Genomic DNA, 25,578 nt, shown 5'->3' on the forward strand with positions numbered 1-25,578 from the left:
AAACCGTTCGCACGGAACGGAGAAAATACCTGAAAAGAACCACCTTGACATTTTTTCACGGATATAGTATACTCCCACCATACGAAAACAGCGATGATGAGAAGCAGTAAGTGGTCAGCGGAAGCCAAGAGAGGGCGCGGCAGGTGTAAGCGCCCGTGACGCGCCGCCCAAGTCGTCTCGGAGCTTCGGGCTGAACGGAAGTAGGCTGCGACGGGAGTCCCCCGTTATCGGGACAGGGTGTAGCTGCACCCATGAGTGCGGGAGATCTCCCGAATACAGGTGGTACCACGGACTGGATGTTCGCCCTGTTTTGCCATGGCAAAACGGAGCGGACTTTTTGTTTTGCCAAATACTCAAAAAGGAGAAAGCATATGAAAGAACTGCCGAAGGTGTATGATCCGCGGGACGTGGAATCCCGCATCTACCAGATGTGGATGGACGGCGGCTGCTTCAAGGCGGAGCCCGACCCCAATAAGAAGCCGTTTTCCATCGTCATGCCGCCCCCCAATGTCACCGGCCAGCTCCACATGGGCCACGCACTGGACTGTACGCTGCAGGACATCCTGACCCGCTTCAAGCGCATGCAGGGCTACGATGCCCTGTGGCTCCCCGGCACGGACCACGCCGGCATTGCCACCCAGATCAAGGTGGAGGAGGAACTGCGCACCAAGGAGGGCATGACCCGCTATGACCTGGGCCGCGAGAAGTTCCTGGAGCGCGTCTGGGCCTGGAAGGAGAAGTACGGCGACCGCATCGTCCAGCAGCAGAAAAAGATGGGCGCGTCCTGCGACTGGGACCGCAGCCGCTTCACCATGGACGAGGGCTGCTCCCGTGCCGTCCGCGAGACATTCTGCGAGCTGTATGACAAGGGCCTGATCTACAAGGGCAGCCGCATCATCAACTGGTGCCCCAACTGCCTGACCGCCTTGTCCGATGCCGAGGTGGAGTACGTGGACAAGCCTGGTCACCTGTGGTACATCCGCTACCCGCTGACCGACGGTACCGGTGACATCATCATCGCCACGACCCGCCCCGAGACCATGCTGGGCGATACCGGCGTGGCTGTCAACCCCGAGGATGAGAAGTTCAAGCACCTCATCGGCAAGACCTGCATCCTGCCGCTGGTAGGCCGCGAGATCCCCATTGTGGGCGACGAATACTGCGAGATCGGCTTCGGTACCGGCGCCGTGAAGATGACCCCCGCCCATGACCCCAACGACTTTGAGGTGGGCCTGCGCCACCATCTGGAGGTCATCCGCTGCATTGCCGATGATGGCAAGATCAACGAGAACGGCGGCAAATACGAGGGTATGGACCGCTACGAGTGCCGCAAGGCTATCGTGTCCGACCTGGAGGCTGAAGGCTACCTGGTCAAGACTGAGGACTACTCCCACAACGTGGGAACATGCTACCGCTGCCACAACGACGTGGAGCCCCTGATCTCCGCGCAGTGGTTCGTGAAGATGGCGCCGCTGGCCAAGGAGGCCATCCGCGTGGTGGAGGATGGCACCATCAAGTTTGTGCCGGAGCGCTTTACCAAGACTTATATCAACTGGATGGAGAACGTCCATGACTGGTGCATCTCCCGACAGCTGTGGTGGGGGCACCAGATCCCCGCCTGGTACTGCGATGACTGCAAGCACATCAACGTCAGCCGCACCGATCCCACCAAGTGCGAAAAGTGCGGCAGCACCCACCTGACCCGCGAGGAGGACGTGCTGGACACTTGGTTCAGCTCCGGCCTGTGGCCTTTCTCCACGCTGGGCTGGCCCGATAAGGACGCCGCCGACCTGAACTACTGGTATCCGACATCTGTCATGGTCACCGGTTACGATATCATTTTCTTCTGGGTAGCCCGTATGATCTTCTCCGGCATGGAGCAGATGAAGAAGGAGCCTTTCAAGACCGTGTTCATCCATGGCCTGGTCCGCGACGACAAGGGCCGCAAGATGTCCAAGTCTCTGGGCAACGGCATCGACCCGCTGGAGATGGCGGACAAGTACGGCGCCGACGCCCTGCGCTTCAACCTCATCACCGGCAACAGCCCTGGCAACGACATGCGCTTCTTTGTGGAGAAGTGCGAGGCTATGCGCAATTTTGCCAATAAGATTTGGAACGCCAGCCGCTTCGTCATGATGAATCTGTCCATCGACAAGGTACAGCTGCCGGAGAAGCTGGAGTTGGAGGACAAATGGGTCCTCAGCCGCCTGAACACCCTGATCCGCGAGGTCACCGACAATCTGGAAGCCTACGAGCTGGGCGTGGCCTCCGCCAAGATCTACGACTTCATCTGGGACACCTATTGTGACTGGTATATCGAACTGACCAAGACCCGCCTTAACGGCGAGGATGAGAGTGCCAAGCTGGCGGCAGAGAACGTGCTGTGCTACGTGCTGCTGCGTATCCTGGAGCTGCTGCACCCCTTCATGCCGTTTATCACCGAGGAGATCTGGCAGGCTCTGCCCCACGAGGGCGACTACCTCATCAAGGCTCAGTGGCCGGAGTATCAGGATGCTCTGCGCTTCCCCGAGGCGGAGACGGCCATGGAAGCGGTGAAAGACGCCATCTCCGCCATCCGCGCCCGCCGCGCCGAGATGAACGTGCCGCCCAGCCGCAAGGCTCAGGTCATCATCGTGGCTGCCCAGCCCGAGAACTATCAACTGGGCGCCCACTTTATCACACGCATGGCCTACGCCAGCGAGCTGACGGTGCAGACCACCGCACCCGCCGACCTGACGGGTATGGTCACCGTGGCCACTCACGACGCTACCATCTATATGCCCATGGCGGAACTGGTGGACATCGCCAAGGAGTTGGAGCGCATCGCCGCCGAGCGCAAGAAGGCGGAGGACAACCTCCACCGCATTGAGGCCAAGCTGGCCAATGAGTCATTCACCTCCCGCGCTCCTGAGAACGTGGTGAACGCTGAGCGTGAGAAGGCCGAAAAGGCCCGCGCCCTCATTGCCAAGCTGGACGAAACCGCTGCCGCGATGAAGATCTGAATTTTTCCGCCGCACAGGCGCGATTCGACGCAAAAAACAGCATAAATACATTATAATCACCGTAGATCATGGATCTGCGGTGATTATTTTTTTATCCGGACCATCAGTTTGACAAAGGAGCGATCTACATGGACGTATCGGCAAAGCACGAGGGAAATCAACTGGAGCTGGCCCTGAAAGGGGAACTGGACCACCACGGTGCCAAGGGTCTCCTGACCTGCCTGGAACAGGAGATCCAGCGGTCGTTGCCGCTGGTGCTGGTGCTGGACTTTTCCGGTGTCACATTTATGGACAGCTCCGGTATTGCCGTGGCACTGCGGGGCTGGCAGCGCATGCGTGAGCTGGGCGGCAGCGTCACCCTGCGCCATGTGGCGCAGCAGCCCCGCAAGGTGTTCGAGGCTGCCGGCGTCGGCCGGATGATGACCATTGATTAAGAGGAGGGACTACATATGACCCGCGCTGAAAATTATGTGACCGTTGAATTTCTCAGCCGCAGCAGCAACGAGGGCTTTGCCCGGACAGCTGCCGCTGCCTTTGCCGCCCAGCTGGACCCCACACTGGACGAGCTGGGGGATATCAAGACCGCCGTCAGCGAGGCGGTGACCAATGCCATCGTCCATGCCTATCCGGATGCGCTGGGGCGGATCGTCATGAAAATGAAGCTACTGAAGGACGGCGTCCTGGAGATCACCGTCCGCGACTGGGGCCGAGGTATCACCGACGTGGAGGAGGCCCGCCGTCCGCTGTTTACCACCGGCGGCAGCGAGCGCAGTGGCATGGGCTTCACCATTATGGAGAGTTTTATGGACAAGCTCACTGTCCGCTCAATGCAGGGCAAAGGTACCACGGTCCAGATGCGCAAGCGTATTATGCCCCGTTTGGTCACCCGATGACTGAGGAACGCTTGGCACTACTGGAGCGTGCGCAGCAGGGCGATGACGAGGCGTGCCGCCAGATGCTCACAGAGAATGCAGGGCTCATCTGGTCCATCGTGAAGCGATATCACCATTGCGGTGTAGAGATGGACGACCTCTACCAGCTGGGATGTATTGGATTTATCAAAGCTGTAAAGGGATTTGACCTCACATATGGAACGCAGTTTTCCACCTATGCAGTCCCCAAGATCGCCGGAGAAATACGTCGTTTCCTGCGGGATGACGGCCCCATCAAAGTGGGCCGCACCCTACGGGAAAAGGGGCAGATGCTCTGGGCCGCGAGGGAGCGCCTGCAAAACCGGCTGAGCTGCGCGCCCAAGCTGTCCGAGCTGGCGGAGGAGACGGGGCTCACCGTAGAGGAGATCGCCAGCATCGAATTGGCTGTGGTGCCGCCGGAATCCTTGCAGCAGGAGACGGTGGAGGGTATGACACTGGAATCCGTGTTGGGTACCGAAGAACCGGAGACAGGCATGGTGGAGCGCATTGCCCTTCGCGAAGCCATCGACCAGCTGCCGGAACAGGAGCGCAAGGCCATCCTCCTGCGGTTCTTCAAGGGGCTGACTCAGGAGCAGACGGCCCGCCTGCTTCATGTCTCGCAGGTACAGGTCTCACGCATGGAACGCCGCAGTCTCAAACGGCTACGAGAACTGCTGGATGACTGAGCCGCCGTTATGCGGCAGCTCTCGTTGGAGAATCGTCCCCCAAACCCCGCGTCCACGCCTGCCGTGCCCCCCCGCACGTTCCAGCGTCGCGCATCCGTGCCCTGTGCCCTCGGTTCTGCATCCCCCATACATCCCCACGCCAATGTCACAAAGCACCCCCATCGTTTCTCCGTGCCCTCTGATTTTTACCGGTGCCCCTGCTCGAAGCGGTTGTCCTACATGCCCTGTATATGTCCAATTCTTGCCGACACCTCTCATACTGCTGCCGGCTGCGCCGTCACGGCCGCAGCTGCGGCCACGATGGTTCGGCTGGCACCCCACCGCCATCCAGCGGTAAAAATTCGGTCATCACGCCGCGGTACCGTTTGGGCAGGAAGGTGTTCTGACATCGTGGGTTCTCCCGCTCGCGGATGGTTACAGTCTCGAAAAACGCTTTCCAGAGCCGCCGGTACTGTACCTCCTCAGCGTCCGGTGCCGCCAGATCCAGCCGCTCCAGCGGCTGGATCTGGGAAATGCCTCTGGCGTACAGAAGGATCTCGCGGTGGGTGCGATCGAAGATGAAGAATGCCTCGTTGCTGTACCGGCCGCAGAAGTGGCGGCGCAGCATGGGAAGCACTTGATTTTCCGGTTCGATCACCGCACCCAGCACACCGTTGTAATCTGAAAACCGCACGAATCCACGGAGCTTTTCTAACTCGCCGCTCATGTGCCGGAGGGCCTTGTGCAGCGGATAGAACACCGGATCGGACAGATTCCGCATGAACCTGTCTCCCTCCCGAAACACCTTCCGCACGAAGGCGTAAAGCCGCAGCTCCTTGTCTTCCATACAGGTCAGAAACCCACGGTACACGGCCTTGGCTGCCTTGTTCGAGCGGGCGGCCAGCCCACGGTAGACCCGCTGGCTGTGCGCCGCCTGGGTCGGCACGATCCGCACCTCATATAATGACAAAAAATCCCCGTCGGAGGAAAAGCCGACGGGGATCTCCTTATACAGATAACTGTCGTGGATACAGCACAGAAACCCGTCAAATGTCCCATCGTACTGATAAAGCACGTCTCGCAATACACTCACCCCACATGGTCGAAAAGCGACAGCTGCTCCATGCCGCTTTCCGGCAGCAGCCCACGCTCCATCTGTTCTAACTGCGCTGCCAGCGTAGCGGGGGAGAAGCGCAGCCCCTGCCGCATCCTGCCGCCGCAGGTAATGAAAAACTGTGCCCGCTTCACCACGACACCCAGCTTTTTCAGGTCCTCAAACCGCAGATGGCTCTGCCGCCGCGCTGACAGGATGCGCCGCGCACTGACCGGTCCGATCCCCGGCACCCGCAGCAGCGTCTCCAGATCGGCACGCATGATCTCTACGGGGAACTGATCCAGATGAGCCACTGCCCAGCCGGACTTGGGATCCAGCCGCTGGTCGAAATCAGGGTGCGCCTCGTCCAGCAGCTCCTCCGCCCGAAAACCGTAGAACCGCAGCAGCCAGTCCGCTTGGTATAGCCGGTGCTCCCGCAGAAGGGGTGGCTTGGTGTCCAGTGCCGGCAGCAGGCTGTTCTCTACCACTGGCACATACGCTGAGTAGAACACCCGTTTTAGCCGGTACTTCTGATACAGTGACTCTGTCAGCTGCAGGATGTGCCGGTCATTGTCGCTGGTGGCACCCACAATAAGCTGGGTACTCTGTCCTGCGGGAGCGAACGCAGGCGCGTGCTTGTATTTCACCAGTTCCGCCTTGCTCTGGACCACGCCGTCCCGTATCTGCCCCATAGGCCGCAGGATGGCGTCCTTGGTTTTGTCCGGTGCCAGTGACTGCAGACCGCTCTGGGACGGCAACTCGATGTTGACGCTGAGCCGGTCCGCCAGAAGTCCCAACTGCTGTACCAGCTCCGGCGACGTCCCAGGGATGGCCTTGGCGTGGATATACCCATTGAACCGGTACTCTTGCCGCAGGATGCGCAGCGCACAGATCATCTGTTCGGTGGTGTAGTCGGGGCTGCGCAGCACGCCGCTGGAGAGAAACAGTCCCTCAATATAGTTCCGCCGGTAGAAGCCGATGGTCAGCTCCGCCAGCTCCCGCGGCGTAAACGCGGCTCGCCGCGTATCGTTGCTGCGCCGGTTGACGCAGTAGCGGCAGTCGAAGGTACACACGTTGGTCATCAGCACCTTCAGCAGCGTGATGCAGCGCCCGTCGGCGGAAAAACTGTGGCAGCATCCGGCGATGGAGGAAGATGTGTTGCCGATCATCCCGGGCCTGGAGCCGCGCCGCACACCGCTGGAGGTGCAGGCCGCATCGTATTTGGCCGCGTCCGTCAGGATGGACAGTTTCTCCAGAACGTCCATCTCACGTTACGCCGCGCGGCGGCGATGGCGGGGAGCAGGCTGATCGATATGGTCGATGAGCCGCATCACGTTAGCGGCTATGGAGCCAGCGCCCAGCAGGGTAATCAGCAGTCCGATAGTAGTCATGGCAGTTACCTCCGTATCAAACTCATGTTCTATTTCGCATTATAAATCGAACAATCGTTCTTGTCAAGTGAAATCGAACAAAAATTCTACAAAATTTGCGCAGACAGTTGACCGGAGTGGCCGCATGTATTAAAATAAGGAGCAAGAAAGAGAAAAGCGAGGCTGCTACATGACGAACCTGGAAAGACGATTCATAACGGCGCGGCGCGCTGCCATCACCGCTGATTTTCAAAAGCTGAACCCCCGCCAGCAGGAGGGCGTGCTGACAACGGAGGGACCACTGCTGCTGCTGGCCGGCGCCGGCTCCGGTAAGACTACGGTGCTTATCAACCGCGTGGCCAACCTGCTGCGCTACGGGCGGGGCAGCGACTGTGAGGATATCCCTGTACCGGTGGACGAGGACACCGTGACATTCCTGGAGGAGTACGTCACAGCTCCCGCAGCGGAACGAGAGGAGCAGCGCCCACTGATGCAGTACCTCTGTGCTGTGGAGCCTGCCAGCCCATGGGAGGTCCTGGCCATCACCTTCACAAACAAGGCCGCCAACGAGCTGAAGGAGAGGCTGGGGCGCATGCTGGGGGAGGAGCAGGCACGGGATGTCTGGGCGTCCACGTTCCACTCGGCCTGCGTCCGTATTCTGCGCCGCGACATCGACCGTATCGGCTTCGACCGCAGCTTTACCATCTATGATTCGGACGACAGCAAGCGCGTTATCAAGGATGTGCTGAAGGAGCTGTCATTGGAGGAGAAGTCCTTCCCGCCGAGAGAGATCCTCAGCGTCATCTCACAGGCCAAGGACAGCATGCAGTCGCCGGAGGAGTTCATCCACTACTGGGAGGGCGTTAACGACTGGCGTCGTATCAGGATAGGTAAAGTATATGCGCTTTACAGTAAAAAGCTGCGCGAGGCCAATGCGCTGGACTTCGATGACATCATTCTGCACACCGTCCGGCTGCTGGAGAGCTGCCCCGACGTGCTGGAGCGCTACCAGCGGAAGTTCCGCTACATCCTCATCGATGAGTATCAGGACACCAACCACCTGCAATACCTGCTGGTGAGCCTGCTGGCAGGCGGCTGGCGCAACATTTGCGTGGTGGGAGACGATGACCAGAGCATCTACCGCTTCCGCGGCGCGGACATCAGCAACATCCTCAGCTTCGAGAAGGAGTACCGCGGCGCCCGCACTATCCGTCTGGAGCAGAACTACCGCTCTACCCAGAACATTCTGGACGCGGCCAACGCTGTCATCCGACACAACGAGGGCCGCAAGGGCAAGACGCTGTGGACGGAGAATGGAGACGGCGAAAAGGTGATCATCAAGACCGCCTTCAACGAGAGTGACGAGGCCAATTACGTGGTGGGTCAGGTGATGACGGACTACCGCCGCGGCGGCAATTGGAAAGATCACGCCGTGCTGTACCGTATGAACGCCCAGTCCAACGCGCTGGAATATGCGTTCAAGCGCAACGGCGTACCTTACAAAATTTACGGCGGTATGAAGTTCTTCGACCGCGCAGAGATCAAGGACATGCTGGCATACCTGTGCGTCATCAACAATCCCGCCGACGATCTGAGGCTCCGCCGCATCGTCAACGTGCCCTCCCGCAAGATCGGACAGGCCACCGTGGACAAGGCCCAGACCATCGCCACAGAGCAGGAGACCACGCTCTACCAAGTGTTCCGGCAGGCGGCGGATTATCCTGAATTGAAGAACGTAGCTGGCAAGCTTATCGCCTTTACAGATTTGATTGAATCTATACGCAGGCAGGTGGAGGGCTGTGACCTCATCGAACTGTATGATATGGTCTGCGACAAGAGCGGCTATACTGCGGCACTGCGGGAAAAGAACGATATGGAGAGCCGCGGACGCCTGGAAAACGTGGAAGAGCTGAAATCCAGCATTCAGGGTTATCTGGAAAACGTCGAAGGTGAGCCGTCGCTGTCCGGCTTTCTGGACGAAGTGGCGCTGTATACGGATCTGGACAGCCAGTCCGACAGCGACAACTGCGTGACCATGATGACCATGCACGCTGCAAAAGGGCTGGAGTTCCCTCACGTCTACGTGGTGGGCATGGAAGACGGCCTTTTTCCGGGAAATCGCGCCATGGGCGATGCGGAGGAGATGGAGGAGGAGCGGCGTCTGTGCTACGTGGCCATGACCCGCGCCAAGGAGACGCTGGTACTGACCAACGCGCGGCAGCGTATGCTGTTCGGCCGCACCGCACCGGCCATGCCCTCCCGCTTTTTGAAGGAGATCCCTGAGGAGAACATGAAGTGGCTCAGCAAGCCGCAGCCACGCAGCACAGAGAACGACTGGGACGGCATCGGCTGGGGCGACGGCGCCGGAGACAGTCGGAGCAGCCGGTACGCCGGATACGATAGCTATGGCGAAAAGTACGGCAGCTACAGCAGTCATAGCGCCGCATACGGCACACAGAGTACAATGGCGCACGAGACATCTGGTCCGCAGAAAGCACCGCTCCGGTCATCGTCCGATGCAGGCCGCAGGGCACCCTCCGGCGGCCTGATGCAGCTGGCACCGGGCGAGAGCGTGCGCCACGATGCCTTCGGGCAGGGCATGGTGCTGTCCGTCCGCGTCATGGGCAACGACGCCCTTATTGAGGTGGCCTTCGACACGGTGGGCACGAAAAAGCTGATGGTGCGGGCCGCCATGGGCCATCTCAGCAAAGGATGACGGCACTGTAAACCGCAGGTTGCACGGATATTTCCGGACGTTTCACCGTGTAAACCTGTGGATGCTGGACAGGCCGCAGAAAAAATGGTATGCTTTCCGCAGTGAAAAGAAAGGAGACGCAGCGATGTTCGGTTTTGACGGTTACGGTATGGGGTTTGGCGGTTTTCAAATATTTCAGCTCCTGTTTTTTATCGCTTTTTTTGGCATTTTCTTGGTGTTCCTCATCAGCGCGGGCAAGGGTATCGCCCAGTGGGGCAAAAATAACCGTTCGCCCCGCCTGACAGTGAACGCGGCGGTGGTGGCCAAGCGGGAGAACGTCAACGTCCACCACCATCACGGTAACGGCGCGGGGCATACAACGCGCTCCACCACCTACTATGTGACGTTTCAGTTCGATGGCGGCGACCGGCTGGAGCTGCGGCTCCCCGGGCGGGAATATGGCCTGCTGACGGAGGGGGACACCGGCCTGCTGACATTTCAGGGTACCCGCTACCTGTCCTTTGAGCGGCAGGGGACGGCGGTGTCCTACCAGGCGGAGACATCCGAAGGGGCAGAAAATGGAAATCGCGGAGAGCGCCGCAGCTGGGACCCCGAGCTGTGATATGACAGACAATAAAATGTTTGTTGAGGCGGGCAAAGACGACGCGCTGTCCATCATTGGCCTGCGGCATAAAATCTGGAGTACCACATACAGGGGAATTTATCCGGATCATATGATAGATGACTTTGACTGGGCGTGGCACGAAGAAAAAGAGCTGTCAAGGATCAATGATCCGGCATATTCTGTGTATTTGATCCAAAAAGATGGTCAGAATATTGGCTATCTGACGATACATCAGGCCAATTTGATTACCTTGCAGTCCCTGTATATCGTCTCCGAATATCAGAGGCAGGGTGTCGGCCGAGCGGCAGTTGAGCATGTAAAGGCCTTTTGCAGAGAGTGTGATGCCGCGTCCTTCATCTGCTATTGTGTTCCTGAGAACGTGAATGCCCGTGCATTCTATGAGCGGATGGGCGGCACGTTGATCGGTGCGGACCTGACAAATGACGAAAAGTGGCAGAACTCTGTCACCTATCAATTTACATTGGCGTAAACATGAAAGGCACAGGACTGCCGTCACGGTTCTGTGCCTTTCATGTAATATTTGCCTATAAAGAAGAACGCCCTGCGGAGGATTCCGCAGGGCGTTTTGTCTGTACAGTTCAGGCGACGATCAACTCAGATCGCGCGGGTAACTTTGCCGGAACGCAGGCACCGGGTACAAACATATACATGGCGAGGCGTGCCGTTGATCACTGCCTTCACGCGCTTGACATTGGGCTTCCAGGGACGATTGGAACGCCGGTGGGAGTGAGAGACCTTGATACCGAAGGTCACGCCCTTGTCGCAAAATTCGCACTTAGCCATCCGTTGCACCTCCTTGCTGTTGTAACATACGGTCGCTTGCATCGCAAGCAGTTGATATAATAACAGATAACGCCGCAGATTGCAAGCACTATTTGACAAAAAAACGAAATTTTTTTGAGAAGCGAAAGTGTTGCGAAACAGGGGGATACAAGATATAATATAAGGTAACTATTTGCCGCATTTGCCGCGTTTGACGGCGGCGGCCGTGGGAGGGACCTGTATGGAAAAAGTCAGACGGACGCCGGCCAGCCTGAAAAAAATGGTGGAGATCTTCGGCATGGAGATCCTTCACAAGGGGCGCGACTTCGACAACACCGTTGTGACCATCTCGGACGTGAACCGTCCGGCCCTGCAGCTGGTGGGGTTTTACGACTATTTTGACGATAAGCGCCTGCAGATCCTTGGACGCGGTGAAATGCGCTTTCTGGACCGCATGACGGAAACGGAGCGGATGCGGGTGTTCAATAAGCTGCTGAGCTATCCGTTCCCTGCCCTCATCGTGGCGAGGGAAATGGACGTCCCGACGGAGCTGGTGCAGATGGCAGAGAAGCATGACCGCACGCTGCTGCGGTCCGCGGAGTCCACCGTGGACGTGACCAGCAAGATTATCGACTATCTGAACCGAGCCATGGCGCCTCAAATCGCACGGCACGGTGTGCTGATGAACATCTACGGCCAGGGCGTGCTGATTTTGGGCGACTCCGGCATCGGCAAGAGTGAGACGGCCATCGAGCTCCTGAAGCGCGGACACCGGCTGGTGGCCGATGACGCTGTGGAGATCCGGCGTATCTCCAACAGCCTGTTTGGCACGGCGCCGGAGATCATCCGTCACTACATTGAAATACGCGGCGTGGGTGTCATCGACGTGCAGCAGCTGTTTGGCATGGGCGCTGTGCAGTTCGATACAGAGATCGACCTGGTCATCCAGCTGGAGCAGTGGATAGACGGCAAGTTCTACGACCGATTGGGCCTGGGTGAGGAGAAATACGAGATACTGGGCGTGGAGCTGCCCATCGTCACCATCCCTGTGCGGCCCGGGCGGAACCTGGCGGGTATCGTGGAGATCGCCACCATGAAAAACCGGCAGATGAAGTACGGCTACAACGCGGCGAGAGATTTTGTGACGCAGTTTGACAGCAAGGTGGACGAGATGATGAAGGAGAAGCAGACGGAACGATGAAGTATGTGGGCGTAGACATCGGCGGCACCAACCTGAAGGCGGGGCTGGCGGATGAGAACGGCCAGCTGCTGGCTGTGCAGAAAATGAAGGTGGCATCCGTCACCGACCAGCAGTCGCTGGCGTGGACCATTGTGGCCATGACGCAGGAGCTGGCCAAGTCCGCAGGCGTGCCGCTGGACGACATCGCATCGGTGGGCGTGGGCGTGCCCGGGACCGTGGAGATCCGGTCCGGCTCCATCGGCTACACCTGCAACCTTCCGCTGCGGAACGTGCCGCTGCGGAAGCTGTTCCACCACTATCTGTCCATCCCGCTGTATATTGAGAACGATGCCAACTGCGCGGCGCTGGCGGAATACTACGTGGGCGCAGGACGGGACAGCAAGCGCTTCGTGACCATCACGCTGGGCACCGGCGTAGGCGCGGGCATCATCCACAACGGCAAGGTGTACCACGGCGCCAATGGCATGGCCGGCGAGGTGGGCCACACCGTCATCATCAAGGACGGTCTGCCGTGCCCCTGCGGCCGCCGCGGCTGCTGGGAGCAGTACGCCTCCGCCACGGCGCTGAAGCGGATGACGGCAGAGGCGCTGGCGGCCCATCCGGACAGCATCCTTGCGCAGGTGGTGGCGGAGAACGACGGCCGCGTGTCCGGCCAGTCCGCATTTATCGCGGCACGGCAGGGTGATCCCGTGGGCCAGCGCATCTGCGAGGAATACGTGAGCTATCTGTCCTGCGGCATCGTCAACATGGTCAACGTGTTCCAGCCGGATACGCTGGCTATCGGCGGCGGTGTCAGCAATGAGGCAGACGAACAGCTTCTGCTGCCGGTGCAGCGGTGCGTGGAGCGGGAGAGCATCCCCTGTGGAAAGAACCGGCGCACCCGCATCGTCAAGGCGGAGCTGGGCAACCAGGCTGGTATCATCGGCGCGGCGCTGCTGGGCAAGAACAAGCGGATCTGATGCCGTTTCAGGAGGGTTTATGAGCTGGTATGAGGAATTGGACCGATGGACGGCGGACTATCTGCCGGACATGATATATGAGCACGATGCGGCGCTGGCGAAGTACACGTCGTTCCGCATCGGCGGACCGGCGCGGCGCATGGCGTTCCCCAAGGACGGCAGCCAGATGGTGTTGCTCATTGAGGCCGCGCGGGGCTGTGGGGCCAGACCACTGGTCATCGGCAACGGCACGAACCTGCTGTTTCCCGACGAGGGTGTGGACCGGCTGGTGGTGAACACGCGGGATATGTCCTGTGTGGTGCTGGACGCGGAGGGCCGCGTGACGGCGGAGGCCGGTGTGCCCCTGGCCCGGGCGGCGGTGTTCGCCCAGAAGCAGGGACTGACGGGGCTGGAATTTGCCCACGGCATCCCGGGCAGCGTGGGCGGCGCGGTGTGTATGAACGCAGGGGCCTACGGCGGGGAGATGCAGCAGGTGGTGCACAGCGCCACGGTACTGTTTCCCGATGATGGCGTCCGGACGCTGAGAGGGGAGGAGCTGCGGTTCTCCTACCGTCACAGCCTGCTGACAGACCGGCCGGAGGCAGTGGTACTCCGGGTCGTGTTTCAACTGACGGCGGGAAGGCCGGAGGAGATACGGCAGAAAATGGAAGAATTGATGACAAGGAGAAAGACTTCACAGCCATTGGAATATCCAAGTGCGGGCAGTACATTCAAGCGGCCGGAGGGCTATTTCGCTGCGGCGCTCATCGACCAGTGCGGGCTGAAGGGCATGACCGTGGGTGGAGCTCAGGTGTCAGAGAAACACGCGGGTTTTGTTATCAACCGCGGCGGCGCCACCTGCGCCGACGTGACGGCGCTGATGGCGGTGATCCAGCGGCGCGTATGGGAGGAAAAGGGCGTCCGGCTGGAGCCGGAGATCAAGATGATACACTGAGGAGCGAAACGTGGAGATACTCATCATTTCGGGACTTTCCGGCAGCGGGAAGTCCCGCACCGCTGCCTTTTTAGAGGACATCGGCTACTATATCGTGGACAACCTGCCGGCGGAGATGATGTTGAAATTCGCCAACTTCTGCACCGCCTCCGGCGGGCGGTATGACCGTGTGGCGCTGGTGTACGATGTCCGCGCGGGGGAGCCGTTCCAGCGGCTCATCGACGTGCAGGACAAGCTGCGGCGGCGGGACAACGTGCGGTGCCGGATGCTGTTTTTAGAGGCGGACACTCGGGTCATTATCAGCCGCTACAAGGAGACGCGGCGGACCCATCCGCTGTGTACCGAGGGCGGCTCCATCGAGGAGGCTGTGAAGCGGGAGCGGGAGCTGCTGGATCCGGTACGGGTCAGATCGGACTTCGTGCTGGACACCACGGCGTTCTCCACCGCCAAGCTGCGCAGCGAGCTTTTGAACCTGTTCGGCGGCGTGGGTACGCGGCAGCCGCTGAACGTCAGCGTCATGTCCTTTGGGTTCAAGAATGGGCTGCCCATGGAGGCGGATCTGGTGTTCGACGTGCGGTTTTTGCCCAATCCTTATTATGTACCGGAGTTGAAGCCTCTGACGGGACTGGACGAGCCGGTGCGAGAGTATGTGTTTTCATCCGAGGCGGCAGGACGGTTTCTGGAGCGGCTGGAGCCGCTGCTGGCGTTTCTGCTGCCCCAGTACCGGCAGGAGGGACGGACGGAGCTGGTCATCGCCGTGGGCTGCACCGGCGGGCGGCATCGCTCGACGGCGGTGGCCCATCATCTGGCCACATTCATCGGGGAGCAGGGCTTCCCCGTGTCCGAAAGCCATCGGGATATTTCACGGTGAGAGGGAGGCGGACTGATGCAGTCATTTGCGTTTAAGGCGAAAAATGAGATGTGCCGCGTCCAGTTGTCCAGGCAATGCTGTGCCCGGGCGGAGGCCTACGGCGTGCTGCTATACTGCAACACATTCACGCCGTCGGAGGTACGGATCATCACGGAAAATCCGGAGTTTGCCGCGCGGCTTCCCAAGCTGTTTCACAAGGCGTTTTCGCTGCGGTTCGACCAGACGCCGGAGGGCGACGGACGGGGCAAGCTCATCTTCCGCATCACGGATCGGGAGAAGCTGGCGAGGGTCATCAACACGCTGGGGTACGATCCCCAGCAGATCATGGCGCTGCACGTAAACTTCGGGCTGTTGGAGGAGGATTGCTGTCGGACGGCGTTCCTGCGGGGCGCGTTTCTGGCCGGCGGCAGCGTTACAGATCCGGAGAAGCGGTACCACATGGAACTGGCCACCAGTCATCAGCAGGCCAGCCGCGAGGTGTCCACACTGCTGGAGGAGATGGGATTCCTGCCCCGCTCCGTGCAGCGGGGGGCGGATGCGCTCATCTATTTCAAGCAATCGGAGCACATCGAGGATCTGCTGACGAAGATCGGCGCACCGGCGGCGGCCATGGACATCATGACCGCCAAGGTGGACAAGGAGATACGGAACGGGGCCAATCGGGCCATGAACTGCGACATGGCCAATGTCAATAAGACGCTGGACGCGGCCCAGGAGCAAACCGCCGCCATCGCCAAGCTGCGGGACAGTGCGCGGTGGGAGCGGCTGCCGGAGAAATTGCAGCAGACGGCGCAGCTGCGGCTGGACTATCCGGAGGATTCGCTGGCGCAGCTGGCGGAACGGTGTGAACCGCCGGTGACGAAATCCTGCATCAATCACCGGCTGCGGAAACTGATGGAGGAGGCAGACGAGGTATGACAATGAAAGAACGATGCCTGCGGGCCATGGAGTACCACGAGAAGGGGCTGAACTGCGGACAGAGCGTGCTGCTGGCGTTCGCGGACATCACCGGCTTTTCGGAGGAGCAGAGCATGGCGCTGGCCAGCGGGTTCGGCGGCGGGCTCCGCTGCGGCGGCGTGTGCGGCGTGGTGAACGCCGCGGCGGTGGTGCTGGGCATGGTGTACCCGGCCACGCTGGAAAACGGCGCGGCAGGGAAGAAGCGCTCCTCGGAGCTGACAAAGGAGTACCAGCGGCGCTACACAGCGCGGTTCCACAAGCTGGACTGCCGCGACCTGCTGGCGGAGAAGGACCTGGACGCCACGGACATGGCCCGGGAGCTGGGCGTGACCCAGCACTGCCGCGTGCTGGTAGTGTCCGGCGTGGAGCTGCTGTGCGAAATGCTGGAGGAATTAGCCTGAGAGATACGGAAGGACGGGGAGACATGGGCTTTGTACATCTGCATGTCCATACGGAATACAGCCTGCTGGACGGTGCGTGCCGAATACGGGATCTGCCGGCGCTGGTAAAGGAGATGGGGCAGAACGCGGTGGCCATCACGGACCACGGTGTGATGTACGGCGTTATTGACTTCTACCGCGCCTGCAAAAAGGAAGGCATCCATCCCATCATCGGGTGCGAGGTGTATGTGGCGCGGCGGACCCGCTTCGATAAGCAGCACGAGTTCGATGCGGAGAGCCGCCATCTGGTGCTGCTGTGCAAGAACGAGACAGGCTATCGGAATCTGTCCTATATGGTGAGTCAGGCATTCACCGAAGGCTTTTACATCAAGCCCCGTATCGACATGGACCTGCTGCGGGAACACGCCGAGGGCCTTATTGCGCTGTCGGCTTGTCTGGCTGGTGAGATTCCCCGCAGAGTATTGAACGGTGACTATGACGGGGCGAAGGAATACGCCCTGACCATGCGGGACATCTTCGGTGAGGACAGCTTTTATCTGGAACTGCAGGACCACGGTATCGCCGACCAGACCGAGGTGAACCGGCAGCTGCTGCGGCTCCACAACGAGACGGGCATTCCGCTGGTGTGTACCAACGATGCCCACTATCTCCGGAAGGAGGACGCCGAGAGCCACGATGTGCTTCTGTGCATCCAGACGGGCAAGACCGTGGATGACGAGAACCGGATGCGCTACGAGCCCCAGAACTTCTATCTGCGGTCCACGGAGGAGATGGAGGCGCTGTTTGCGGGGTACCCCGACGCAGTGGCCAACACCCAGCGCATCGCAGACATGTGCCAGCTGGAGTTCACCTTCGGCAAGTACCACCTGCCGGAATTCCAGCTGCCGGAGGGCTACGACTCCCCCGCGTATCTGCGGAAGCTGTGCGATGAGGGGTTCGTCAAGCGGTACGGCGACAGGCCGGAGTACCGCAAGCAGCTGGACTACGAGCTGGACATGATCGAAAAGATGGGGTTCACTGACTACTTCCTGATCGTGTCCGACTTCGTGCGCTATGCCAAGAGCGTGGACATCCCGGTAGGACCTGGGCGCGGCTCCGCCGCAGGGTCCATGGTGTCCTATTGCCTGGAGATTACGGACATCGACCCCATGAAGTACGATCTGTACTTCGAGCGGTTTCTGAATCCGGAGCGGGTATCCATGCCCGATATCGATATGGACTTCGGCGACACCCGCCGCGGTGAGGTGGTGGACTACGTGCGCCGTAAGTACGGCGATGACCACGTGGCCCAGATCGTCACCTTCGGCACTATGGCAGCCCGCGCTGCCATTCGGGATGTGGGTCGCGCTCTGAACATGACCTACGCCGAGGTGGACGTGGTGGCCAAGCTGGTGCCGGCAGGGCCAGGGGCGCTGCACATCACGCTGAAGGATGCTCTGAAGCTCAGCAAGCAGCTGGCGGACGTGTACCGCGATGATCCGCGGGTGAAGAAGCTCATCGACACGGCCATGGCACTGGAGGGCATGCCGCGCCACGCCTCCACCCACGCGGCAGGCGTGGTCATCACCAAGCAGCCGGTGTACGAGTATGTGCCGCTGGCACGGAATGACGACGCCGTGGTGTGCCAGTACGTTATGACCACACTGGAGGAGCTGGGCCTGCTGAAAATGGACTTTCTGGGCCTGCGGAATCTGACGGTGCTGGACGACGCAGTGAAGATGGTGCAGGCCTACAAGCCGGACTTCAGACTATCGGACATCCCCGATGACGATCCGGAGACGTATGAGATGATCTCCCGCGGGCAGACCTCCGGCGTGTTCCAGATCGAGTCCACCGGTATGACCGGCGTGTGCGTGGGGCTGAAGCCCCAGAACATTGAGGACATCACCGCCGTCATCGCCCTATACCGCCCGGGACCTATGGAGTCCATCCCGCGGTTTATTGCCTGCAAGCACGATCCCAAGCTGGTGACGTACAAGCATCCCAAGCTCATCCCTATTCTGTCCGTGACCTACGGGTGCATCGTGTATCAGGAGCAGGTCATCCGCATTTTTCAGGAGCTGGGCGGCTTTTCGCTGGGGCAGGCGGACATGGTGCGCCGCGCCATCAGCAAGAAGAAGGCCAAGGAGATTGAAAAGGAGCGGCAGGCATTCGTCTACGGTGATAAGGAGCGGGGCATTACCGGCTGCGTCGCAAACGGCATCGAGGAGGCCACGGCCCAGGCCATCTATGACGAGATCTTCGACTTTGCCAACTATGCCTTCAACAAGGCCCACGCTGTCAGCTATGCGGTGGTGGCCTATCAGACGGCGTATTTCAAGTGCCACTACACCAAGGAGTACATGGCGGCGCTGCTCACCAGCGTGCTGGACAACTCCGACAAGGTGGCGGGCTATATCGGCGAGTGCCGTGAGTGCGGCATTGCGTTGCTGCCGCCGGATGTGAACCGTTCCTATGACCGGTTCACCGTGGAGCCGGAGGGCATCCGATTTGGTCTGGTGGCCATCAAGAATATCGGCCGCGGCTTCATCCAGTCCGTGGTGCGGGAGCGGGAGCAGAGAGGATTTTTCCGGTCATTCCAGGACTTCTGCCAGCGGATGTACGACTGCGGCGATATGAACAAGCGTGCGGTGGAGAACCTCATCCGCAGCGGCACCTTCGACAGCCTCGGGGACCGGCGGTCCCAGCTCATCGCGGTGTATGAAACGGTGCTGGACGCCATCGGCAGCACACGGCGGCAGAACGTGGAGGGACAGCTGGATATGTTCGGTGGCTCCTCCGGTCAGGAGCACGAGGCGGCCAGGATCCACCTGCCGGACATCCCTGAGTACTCCGCCACCGAGCGGATGCATATGGAGAAGGAGACCACGGGGCTGTATCTCTCCGGCCATCCCATGACGGACTGGCGGCCCACGGCCCAGCGGGGAGGGGCAGTGCCTATCCACGAGATCATGGACGATTTTGCCAGCGAGGACGGGCCTGTGCGGTTCGCCGACGGGCAGAACGTCACCGTGGCGGGCATCGTGACCTCCAGCCGGACAAGGACCACCAAGAACAATACGCTGATGGCCTATGTGGTGGTGGAGGACGAGACGGCGGCCATCGAGCTGCTGTGCTTCAGCCGCACCATCGACCAATGCGGCAGCTACATGGCGGTGAACACGCCGGTGCTGGTGAAGGGCAGGCTGTCCGTGCGGGACGAGAAGCCGCCCCAGATCATGTGCGACAGCATCTATCCGCTGGAGCAGAGCATCCCCGTAGGGGAGGAGCACCGTCCAGCGGCGCCAAAGGAGCGGTCCGTCATCTATCTGAGGGTGCCCAGCATGGACAGCCGTGAGTTCCGGCACATCAGTCTGGTGATGACCATGTTCGAGGGCGATACGCCCCTGAAGGTCCGCGTGGCGGACACCGGCAAGATGCTGGGCACCACGTGCCTGGATCATCCGGCCTTCCTGCAGGAGTGCAGAGAGTGGCTGGGGCAGGAGAATGTGGTGGTACGGAAGAAATAACGAGTACGGGTGCGGCGCTGCGGCGCCGCACCTTTGTGCGTTTTGGGCATACACTGTACTGAAAGAGCCATTCTTTCAGTACTTATTAGGAGGTCATTCAAATGCCTGAAAATCTGATGCCGGGCCCCGTCTGCGATCTCAGCAGCGTGCGTGAGTCCGTTTGCGTCCATACACGGAAGATCTTTGATTCCTGCCGCGACAAGGACTGCGTGGAGGATCTGCGGTTCTATCCCACCACGGCGGCGCAGGAGGTGCTGAGCACCTCTCAGATGATCAAGGGCGGCACGGCGGAGCTGCTGTATATTTACACGGATGTGGAGCCGGTGACATTTAACCGTGGGTTCTACTCTATCGATATGCGGTTTTTCTACCGCGTGACGCTGCAGGTCTGCACCGGCACGCCCCGCTACGCCGAGGCTGAGGGACTGTGCGTGTTCGACAAGCGGTGCATCCTGTTCGGCAGCGAGGGGAACGCCAAGATCTTCTCCTCCGACACGGCCTTTGACGAGCTGGACGTCCCCAACCGGATGCGCACGAATCTGCCCATCGCTGTGGTAGAGGCGGTGGACCCCATCGTGCTGGACACCAAGGCAACGGATTGCCCGCCGACACCCAGCTGCGACTGCGGGAGGCTGATGGAGATCCCGTCCTTTATTGCCAGGAGCTTCAGCGGCCAGCTGGTGTTCGATGACAGTGCCAGCCGCCGGTTCTACGTGACGCTGGGGCAGTTCACACTGGTGCGGCTGGAGCGGGATACCCAGCTGCTCATCCCCGTGTATGATTACTGCGTGCCGCAGTCCGAGTGCCCCTGCGACGCGCAGGAGGATCCCTGCGGCCTGTTCCGCAGCGTGGCGTTCCCTGTCAACGAGTTCTTCCCGCCCAATACGGTGGATGCACCTAACGACTACAACAGCACCCGCAGCTATTGTGCCTGCCACTGAGCGTAAAGAGGAGGAGCTGTGCCTATGGCGCGGCTCCTCCTCTTTACAAATCCCGCTTTTTTGCGTATAATAAAATAAAGCGACAGGGAGGGATGCGCTATGGGTATCGGCTTCATTCAGGACAAGCTGGAGATCAAGTTCCTCATTTTATATATCGCCGCCCGTGTGACGGAGCCGCTGACACCGGAGGATATGCAGGATCTGACCATGTGCGATGATGGTATCGACTATTTCGACTATGCCGAGTGTCTCAATGATCTGGTGAAGACGGAGCACCTTCGCCTGACAGAGGAGGGACGGTACGCCATCACCGACAAGGGCATGAAGAACAGCCAGATCTGCGAGTCCAGCCTGCCGCTGTCCGTGCGGCAGCGGTCGGACAGAAACATCGCTGCCTATAACAAGGCGGCACTGCGGCGCGCCCAGGTACAGAGCCATGTGACGGAGCGGCCCAACGGAACGTATACTGTGACGCTGGCGCTGCGGGACGATGTGGATCAGCTGATGGAGCTGCAGCTGATGGTGGCGGACCGGCCTACGGCCGATGCACTGGCCCAGCGGTTCCAGCGGGAGCCGGAGCGGCTGTACGCCCAACTCACCGGTCTGCTGTGCGGTGGAGACAACGTCTGAGAGGAATCATAGAGCAAAAAAGCACCGCGGCACTGCCGCGGTGCTTTTGCGTTACTTTTTCTTCTTTTTACCGGCATCCTTGGGCTTGCCGTCCATGCCAATGGGAGGCTTGCCGTTGATAGCGCGGTAGTGGTTGACCTTATCCACACGCTTCTGACGCTTCAGGGCCTTTTCTTTCTCCTTGGCCTTCTTGGCGGCGGCTTTTTTGTCTGCCTCCTTCTTCTGGCGGTAGGCTGCCTTTTCGGGGTCCTCCACAAGGTCCTTGTACTTTTCAGGGTGGCGGGCCCAGTCGATACGATAGACCGTCAGGCCGATCAGCAGGGCAGCGCCTATGATGATAATGCCGTAAAAAAGAATATCCCAGAACATAGAAGGACCTCCTGCACAAGTTTCTATCAGTATACCCCAAAGGACGGCTGTTTGCAAGAAATTTGTAGTCGGGCGGAAGGGAAGGGGGCAGAAAAGTGTTGTCATTTACAGGGAGAAAGCGTATAATAGCCCTGAAAAACCGCTCACAGCAAGTATGGGAACAAATTTCACGGAGGTAAACATCATGCTGACAAACTTTAAGGAACTGGAAGACTATGTGCTGAGCCGGAACATGAAGAAGCGCATCGCGCTGGCCAATGCCCATGACGAGCCGGCGCTGTCCGCCGTAGTCCATGCCCACCGCAAGGGCGTGGTCGATGGTACGCTGGTGGGCAAGAAGAACGAGATCATCGCCATGCTGCACGACATGGGTGAGAACGAGAGTGACTACGAGATCGTGGATTTTGATGGTGAGGAGCTGGAGGCCGCCAAGATCGCCGTGCAGTTGGTGCGGGAGGGCAAGGCCGACATCCCCATGAAGGGTATACTCCAGACCTCCAACTTTGCGCGGGCTATCCTGAATAAGGAGACGGGCCTGATTCCTAAGGGCGGCCGCCGTCTCGTCAGCCAGTGCGGTATTTTTGAGTACGAGGGTCGGTTTATCATGATTACCGACGCCGCTATCAACATCGCTCCTGACGTGGAGACCCAGATCGGCATCGTGGAGAACGCGCTGCCTGTGGCCCGCGCGCTGGGCGTGGAGTGCCCCAAGGTGGCCGTGCTGTCCGCTGTGGAGAATGTCACAGACAAGATGCCGTCCACCGTCACCGCCAGGGAGATCGCGGAGCGGGGCGTGGAGGGCTGCGTCATCTCCGGCCCGCTGGCACTGGACGGCGCTATCTCCATGGAGTCCGTGAAGCACAAGGCCATTAAGGACCCCGTGGCCGGTCAGGCCGACATCCTGCTGGTGCCGTTTATCGAGATTGGCAATGTGCTGTATAAGGCATGCAGCTACATTGCGGGCAAGACCATGGCCAGTACCATCTGCGGCGCGTCCTGCCCCGTCATCATCACCAGCCGTGCCGATACGCCGGACAGCAAGTACTACTCCATCCTGATGGCTGTGCTGCGCTGCCTGAAGGCGTAACACATGGCGACATCCGACGATTATCTGACCTTCGTGCTGGAGCAGCTCCCGCCGCTGGGGGTCGTGCGCAGCCGGAAAATGTTCGGGGAATACATGGTGTATTTTAACGAAAAACCTGTGCTTTTGGTGTGCGATAACACGGTTTTTGTGAAAAAACTGCCGGTTTTGGACAATCTGATGTATGATACACCCTGCGGATGCCCCTACGAAGGGGCGAAGGAGCACTACATGCTGGACGTGGAGGATCGCGAGCTGACGGAGCAGGTGCTGCGGGCTGTCGAGGCCGCTACGCCGCTGCCGAAGCCAAGAAAGAAGAAATAAGCAAAGCAAAGGACGGTTTGCACCGTCCTTTGCTTTGCTTATGGTGAACCGATAGTGGCCTGGATGAAGGGGGGGGACCCCCGCAAAAGAGACGCCATGCAGAACGGTTCAGTTGCGCGGGAAAAACCAGCGTGTGTGAACGACAGTCACACACGCTGGTAAATAGAACTCGGCTATCTGTGCGGTAGCTTTTCGGTAAACGTCGGCATGGCGAAGACTACCGCTGCTGCACGGACTGAACAATAACAATTATTTTAACAATTATTTTGTTCAATCTTGACAGCACCCAGAAACTCTGCTACCATACCTGCAACGCAAAAGGGAAGCCCGAATGACCGAGTACATGAGATTGAACAAAATAAAAATTTTGTTCAATCGAGTGGAGGTGGATGGATTCAGTGAGGGTAAAATTGAGATTGCAGATGGATTCAGAGACCCATTGACCAGAACCGATCAGCCCCGCATTTAGTTGGATACCTTTTTGGAAAATGGATTCGTGCTGTCGGAATCAGGTCAGGTCACTGCAGCGCACGCAGCAATATTCGGCTGCCGCCGGTATCACGGGATTTATATCTCAATGTCTGCCGCTATCATATTTGATATTTGGAGGTTCTTATGGACCATCGTACAGATTCGCCCCAGCTGCTGCTGGATTTTCTCAGCTACCACGAAACTATCAAGGCACATTCCAGGCATACCGTGGATGAATATTACCTGGATATGCGGAATTTTTTTCGCTACCTTAAGCAGTCCCGCAATCCGACACTGGCTGACAAGCGGCTGGACGAGATCGACATCCACGATGTGGACCTGTCGTTTATCGCGTCCATCACGCTGACGGATATCTACGGATACCTCACATATCTCAGCCGCGACCGGCTGCAGCATCAGAATAGTGAAAATTCTGACAAAGGATTGAGCGCTGCATCCCGTGCCCGTAAATTGGCCACGATACGCTCATTTTTCAACTATATCTGCAACAAACGACACCTGTTGGAGAACAATCCCTGCAAGGACGTGGACACGCCCAAGCAGATGAAGTCCCTCCCCCGCTATCTGACGCTGAACGAGTGCCTATCCCTGCTGGAGTCAGTGGATGGGGCACACAGAGAACGGGATTACTGTATCCTGACGCTGTTTTTGAACTGCGGACTACGTATTTCGGAGCTGACCGGGCTGGATGTCAATGACATCCAGGACGATGCGCTGCGGGTGCTGGGCAAGGGCAGCAAGGTGCGGGTAGTGTATCTCAACGGCGCCTGCAAGGACGCGCTGGCCCAGTACATGGCGGTGCGACGACCTGTCAGCGGCAAGGACCGGAACGCACTGTTCCTCTCCGGCCAGAACAAGCGCATCAGCCGGTCCACGGTCCACGCCTTGGTAAAGAAGCATTTGTCTGGCGCGGGGCTGGACAGTGAACGATATTCCAGTCACAAGCTGCGGCACACGGCGGCCACGCTGATGCTGCAGAACGGCGTGGATGTCAAGGCGGTGCAGGAAGTTCTGGGCCACGAACACCTAAACACCACAGAGATATATACCCACATCGACAACGAATCCCTGCGCGTTGCTGCAAAGGCAAATCCCTTGTCAAACGTGAAGATAAAAAGAAAAATTGAAGATACAGATAAGGAGACGGAGGAATAAATCTCCGTCTCCCCTTTTATTCGTCGTAAAAACCCAGAATGTGCAGGATCCGTAGCTCCTGATACTCGTAACTGCTGAGTGGACGCCAATCGGCATCGGCGCTGTGGGCGGCTACCAGTATTTTGTCCGTTGAACCGTCAACGCTGGACTGCACCACCACCGGCGAGTGCTGGAAAGTACTGCCGTTGAACCGGAGCTGGATCACATCGCCCAGCTGGGCGTCCCGCAGGTCGGTCGTGGCATGCGCCACAGGGCCCAGCGATGCCCGGGGACGGGTGAGGAAGTCGTAGAGGTACTCCACGCCGGTCCAGGACGGAGATTTGTTGTTGGCGTTGATGTAGTACCAGCCGTAAAGCGGCGTTTCGTTCATGACGCCGGTGCCGGCGTAGATGCACTGCGATGCGAAATTTGTGCAGTCGCCGCCGATGGCTTCGTAATTGTAGAACTGTGGGTCACGGCCGTAGGCCCAGCGGTGTGCGTACAAAACGGCGTTGAGTCGCCGATAGGGGCGAAATACCATGCTGCATCCCTCCAATAGCATTCTATGCTGCGGCGGCGCGTACTGTTCATTGACATTTCCGGTAAAATGCGGTAATCTTATACGGAA

Annotated in this window: 24 protein-coding genes and 1 other annotated feature; of the genes, 19 read left to right on the forward strand and 5 right to left on the reverse strand. The window is 59.3% G+C overall.

Annotated features, from left to right (window positions below; all coding sequences use genetic code 11):
* The first annotated feature begins 84 nt into the window (after positions 1–84).
* Positions 85–311: a binding site (T-box leader), on the forward strand.
* Between the two features lie 60 nt (positions 312–371).
* From ACZM22_RS05195 to ACZM22_RS05210, 4 genes are all read left to right on the forward strand, one after another.
* Entirely contained in the window at positions 372–3,002 is a 2,631-nt protein-coding gene (locus ACZM22_RS05195; RefSeq protein ID WP_483268821.1) for a valine--tRNA ligase, read from the forward strand.
* 128 nt (positions 3,003–3,130) lie between these two features.
* On the forward strand, positions 3,131–3,436 hold the full coding sequence (locus ACZM22_RS05200) for an anti-sigma factor antagonist (RefSeq protein ID WP_483268822.1): 306 nt from the start codon (positions 3,131–3,133) through the stop codon (positions 3,434–3,436).
* Between the two features lie 15 nt (positions 3,437–3,451).
* The gene (gene spoIIAB, locus ACZM22_RS05205) at positions 3,452–3,895 is read left to right on the forward strand and encodes an anti-sigma F factor (protein ID WP_484436985.1); all 444 of its coding nucleotides are present in this window, start codon (positions 3,452–3,454) and stop codon (positions 3,893–3,895) included.
* Positions 3,896–3,906: 11 nt separating this feature from the next.
* Complete coding sequence (locus ACZM22_RS05210; RefSeq protein ID WP_484423886.1) at positions 3,907–4,599, forward strand: sigma-70 family RNA polymerase sigma factor; 693 nt, start codon at positions 3,907–3,909, stop codon at positions 4,597–4,599.
* Between the two features lie 277 nt (positions 4,600–4,876).
* On the opposite strand, the gene ACZM22_RS05215 is transcribed toward ACZM22_RS05210, so the two are convergent.
* Both ACZM22_RS05215 and ACZM22_RS05220 read right to left on the reverse strand, forming a co-directional pair.
* The gene (locus ACZM22_RS05215; protein ID WP_489543370.1) at positions 4,877–5,653 is read right to left on the reverse strand and encodes a TIGR03915 family putative DNA repair protein; all 777 of its coding nucleotides are present in this window, start codon (positions 5,651–5,653) and stop codon (positions 4,877–4,879) included.
* A 14-nt stretch (positions 5,654–5,667) separates the two neighbouring features.
* The gene (locus ACZM22_RS05220; RefSeq protein WP_484423887.1) at positions 5,668–6,936 is read right to left on the reverse strand and encodes a putative DNA modification/repair radical SAM protein; all 1,269 of its coding nucleotides are present in this window, start codon (positions 6,934–6,936) and stop codon (positions 5,668–5,670) included.
* A gap of 295 nt (positions 6,937–7,231) precedes the next feature.
* Here ACZM22_RS05220 and ACZM22_RS05225 point away from each other — a divergent pair, with 295 nt between their 5' ends.
* From ACZM22_RS05225 to ACZM22_RS05235, 3 genes are all read left to right on the forward strand, one after another.
* Positions 7,232–9,757: an ATP-dependent helicase gene (locus ACZM22_RS05225; RefSeq protein WP_489543330.1), complete on the forward strand. Its 2,526-nt coding sequence runs from the start codon at positions 7,232–7,234 to the stop codon at positions 9,755–9,757.
* Positions 9,758–9,881: 124 nt separating this feature from the next.
* The gene (locus ACZM22_RS05230; RefSeq protein WP_489543331.1) at positions 9,882–10,358 is read left to right on the forward strand and encodes a DUF2500 domain-containing protein; all 477 of its coding nucleotides are present in this window, start codon (positions 9,882–9,884) and stop codon (positions 10,356–10,358) included.
* The gene (locus tag ACZM22_RS05235; RefSeq protein WP_489543332.1) at positions 10,315–10,851 is read left to right on the forward strand and encodes a GNAT family N-acetyltransferase; all 537 of its coding nucleotides are present in this window, start codon (positions 10,315–10,317) and stop codon (positions 10,849–10,851) included. Before ACZM22_RS05230 ends, ACZM22_RS05235 begins: the two co-directional genes overlap by 44 nt.
* A 125-nt stretch (positions 10,852–10,976) precedes the next feature.
* On the opposite strand, the gene rpmB is transcribed toward ACZM22_RS05235, so the two are convergent.
* Positions 10,977–11,165, reverse strand: coding sequence for a 50S ribosomal protein L28 (gene rpmB / locus ACZM22_RS05240; protein ID WP_021857912.1), 189 nt, complete (start codon positions 11,163–11,165; stop codon positions 10,977–10,979).
* Between the two features lie 220 nt (positions 11,166–11,385).
* Between rpmB and hprK the strand changes: the two genes are divergently transcribed.
* The 9 genes from hprK (at position 11,386) to ACZM22_RS05285 (ending at position 21,547) form a co-directional block, all read left to right on the forward strand.
* The gene (hprK, locus tag ACZM22_RS05245) at positions 11,386–12,345 is read left to right on the forward strand and encodes an HPr(Ser) kinase/phosphatase (RefSeq protein WP_489543333.1); all 960 of its coding nucleotides are present in this window, start codon (positions 11,386–11,388) and stop codon (positions 12,343–12,345) included.
* On the forward strand, positions 12,342–13,304 hold the full coding sequence (locus ACZM22_RS05250; protein ID WP_484436979.1) for an ROK family protein: 963 nt from the start codon (positions 12,342–12,344) through the stop codon (positions 13,302–13,304). The genes hprK and ACZM22_RS05250 overlap by 4 nt, the downstream gene beginning before the upstream one ends.
* Before the next feature lie 19 nt (positions 13,305–13,323).
* Positions 13,324–14,238: a UDP-N-acetylmuramate dehydrogenase gene (gene murB / locus ACZM22_RS05255; protein WP_489543334.1), complete on the forward strand. Its 915-nt coding sequence runs from the start codon at positions 13,324–13,326 to the stop codon at positions 14,236–14,238.
* Between the two features lie 10 nt (positions 14,239–14,248).
* Entirely contained in the window at positions 14,249–15,109 is an 861-nt protein-coding gene (gene rapZ, locus ACZM22_RS05260) for an RNase adapter RapZ (RefSeq protein WP_489543335.1), read from the forward strand.
* A 15-nt stretch (positions 15,110–15,124) separates the two neighbouring features.
* Positions 15,125–16,027 carry a DNA-binding protein WhiA gene (gene whiA, locus ACZM22_RS05265; RefSeq protein WP_484423894.1) on the forward strand — a complete coding sequence of 301 codons (903 nt, stop codon included), beginning with the start codon at positions 15,125–15,127 and terminating at the stop codon, positions 16,025–16,027.
* A gap of 2 nt (positions 16,028–16,029) precedes the next feature.
* On the forward strand, positions 16,030–16,467 hold the full coding sequence (locus ACZM22_RS05270) for a C-GCAxxG-C-C family protein (RefSeq protein WP_489543336.1): 438 nt from the start codon (positions 16,030–16,032) through the stop codon (positions 16,465–16,467).
* Between the two features lie 23 nt (positions 16,468–16,490).
* The gene (locus ACZM22_RS05275; RefSeq protein WP_484436974.1) at positions 16,491–19,976 is read left to right on the forward strand and encodes a DNA polymerase III subunit alpha; all 3,486 of its coding nucleotides are present in this window, start codon (positions 16,491–16,493) and stop codon (positions 19,974–19,976) included.
* Positions 19,977–20,077: 101 nt separating this feature from the next.
* Complete coding sequence (locus ACZM22_RS05280; protein WP_489543337.1) at positions 20,078–20,917, forward strand: hypothetical protein; 840 nt, start codon at positions 20,078–20,080, stop codon at positions 20,915–20,917.
* A gap of 99 nt (positions 20,918–21,016) precedes the next feature.
* A complete protein-coding gene (locus ACZM22_RS05285; RefSeq protein ID WP_483268348.1) occupies positions 21,017–21,547 on the forward strand; it encodes a DUF4364 family protein in 531 nt (176 codons plus the stop codon).
* Positions 21,548–21,598: 51 nt separating this feature from the next.
* On the opposite strand, the gene ACZM22_RS05290 is transcribed toward ACZM22_RS05285, so the two are convergent.
* Entirely contained in the window at positions 21,599–21,916 is a 318-nt protein-coding gene (locus ACZM22_RS05290) for a hypothetical protein (protein WP_483268349.1), read from the reverse strand.
* A gap of 184 nt (positions 21,917–22,100) precedes the next feature.
* Here ACZM22_RS05290 and ACZM22_RS05295 point away from each other — a divergent pair, with 184 nt between their 5' ends.
* The 3 genes from ACZM22_RS05295 (at position 22,101) to ACZM22_RS05305 (ending at position 24,971) form a co-directional block, all read left to right on the forward strand.
* Positions 22,101–23,003 (forward strand): phosphate acyltransferase, encoded by a 903-nt coding sequence (locus tag ACZM22_RS05295; protein WP_483268350.1) that lies wholly within the window; start codon positions 22,101–22,103, stop codon positions 23,001–23,003.
* 3 nt (positions 23,004–23,006) lie between these two features.
* Positions 23,007–23,324, forward strand: coding sequence for a TfoX/Sxy family protein (locus ACZM22_RS05300; protein WP_489543338.1), 318 nt, complete (start codon positions 23,007–23,009; stop codon positions 23,322–23,324).
* A 615-nt stretch (positions 23,325–23,939) separates the two neighbouring features.
* Positions 23,940–24,971, forward strand: a complete 1,032-nt coding sequence (locus ACZM22_RS05305) for a tyrosine recombinase XerC (RefSeq protein WP_484423901.1) — start codon at positions 23,940–23,942, stop codon at positions 24,969–24,971.
* A gap of 16 nt (positions 24,972–24,987) precedes the next feature.
* Here the strand turns inward: ACZM22_RS05305 and ACZM22_RS05310 are convergent, their stop codons facing one another.
* The gene (locus ACZM22_RS05310) at positions 24,988–25,491 is read right to left on the reverse strand and encodes an amidase domain-containing protein (protein ID WP_483268353.1); all 504 of its coding nucleotides are present in this window, start codon (positions 25,489–25,491) and stop codon (positions 24,988–24,990) included.
* Positions 25,492–25,578 lie beyond the last annotated feature (87 nt).

The organism is Vescimonas sp., assembly GCF_057856985.1.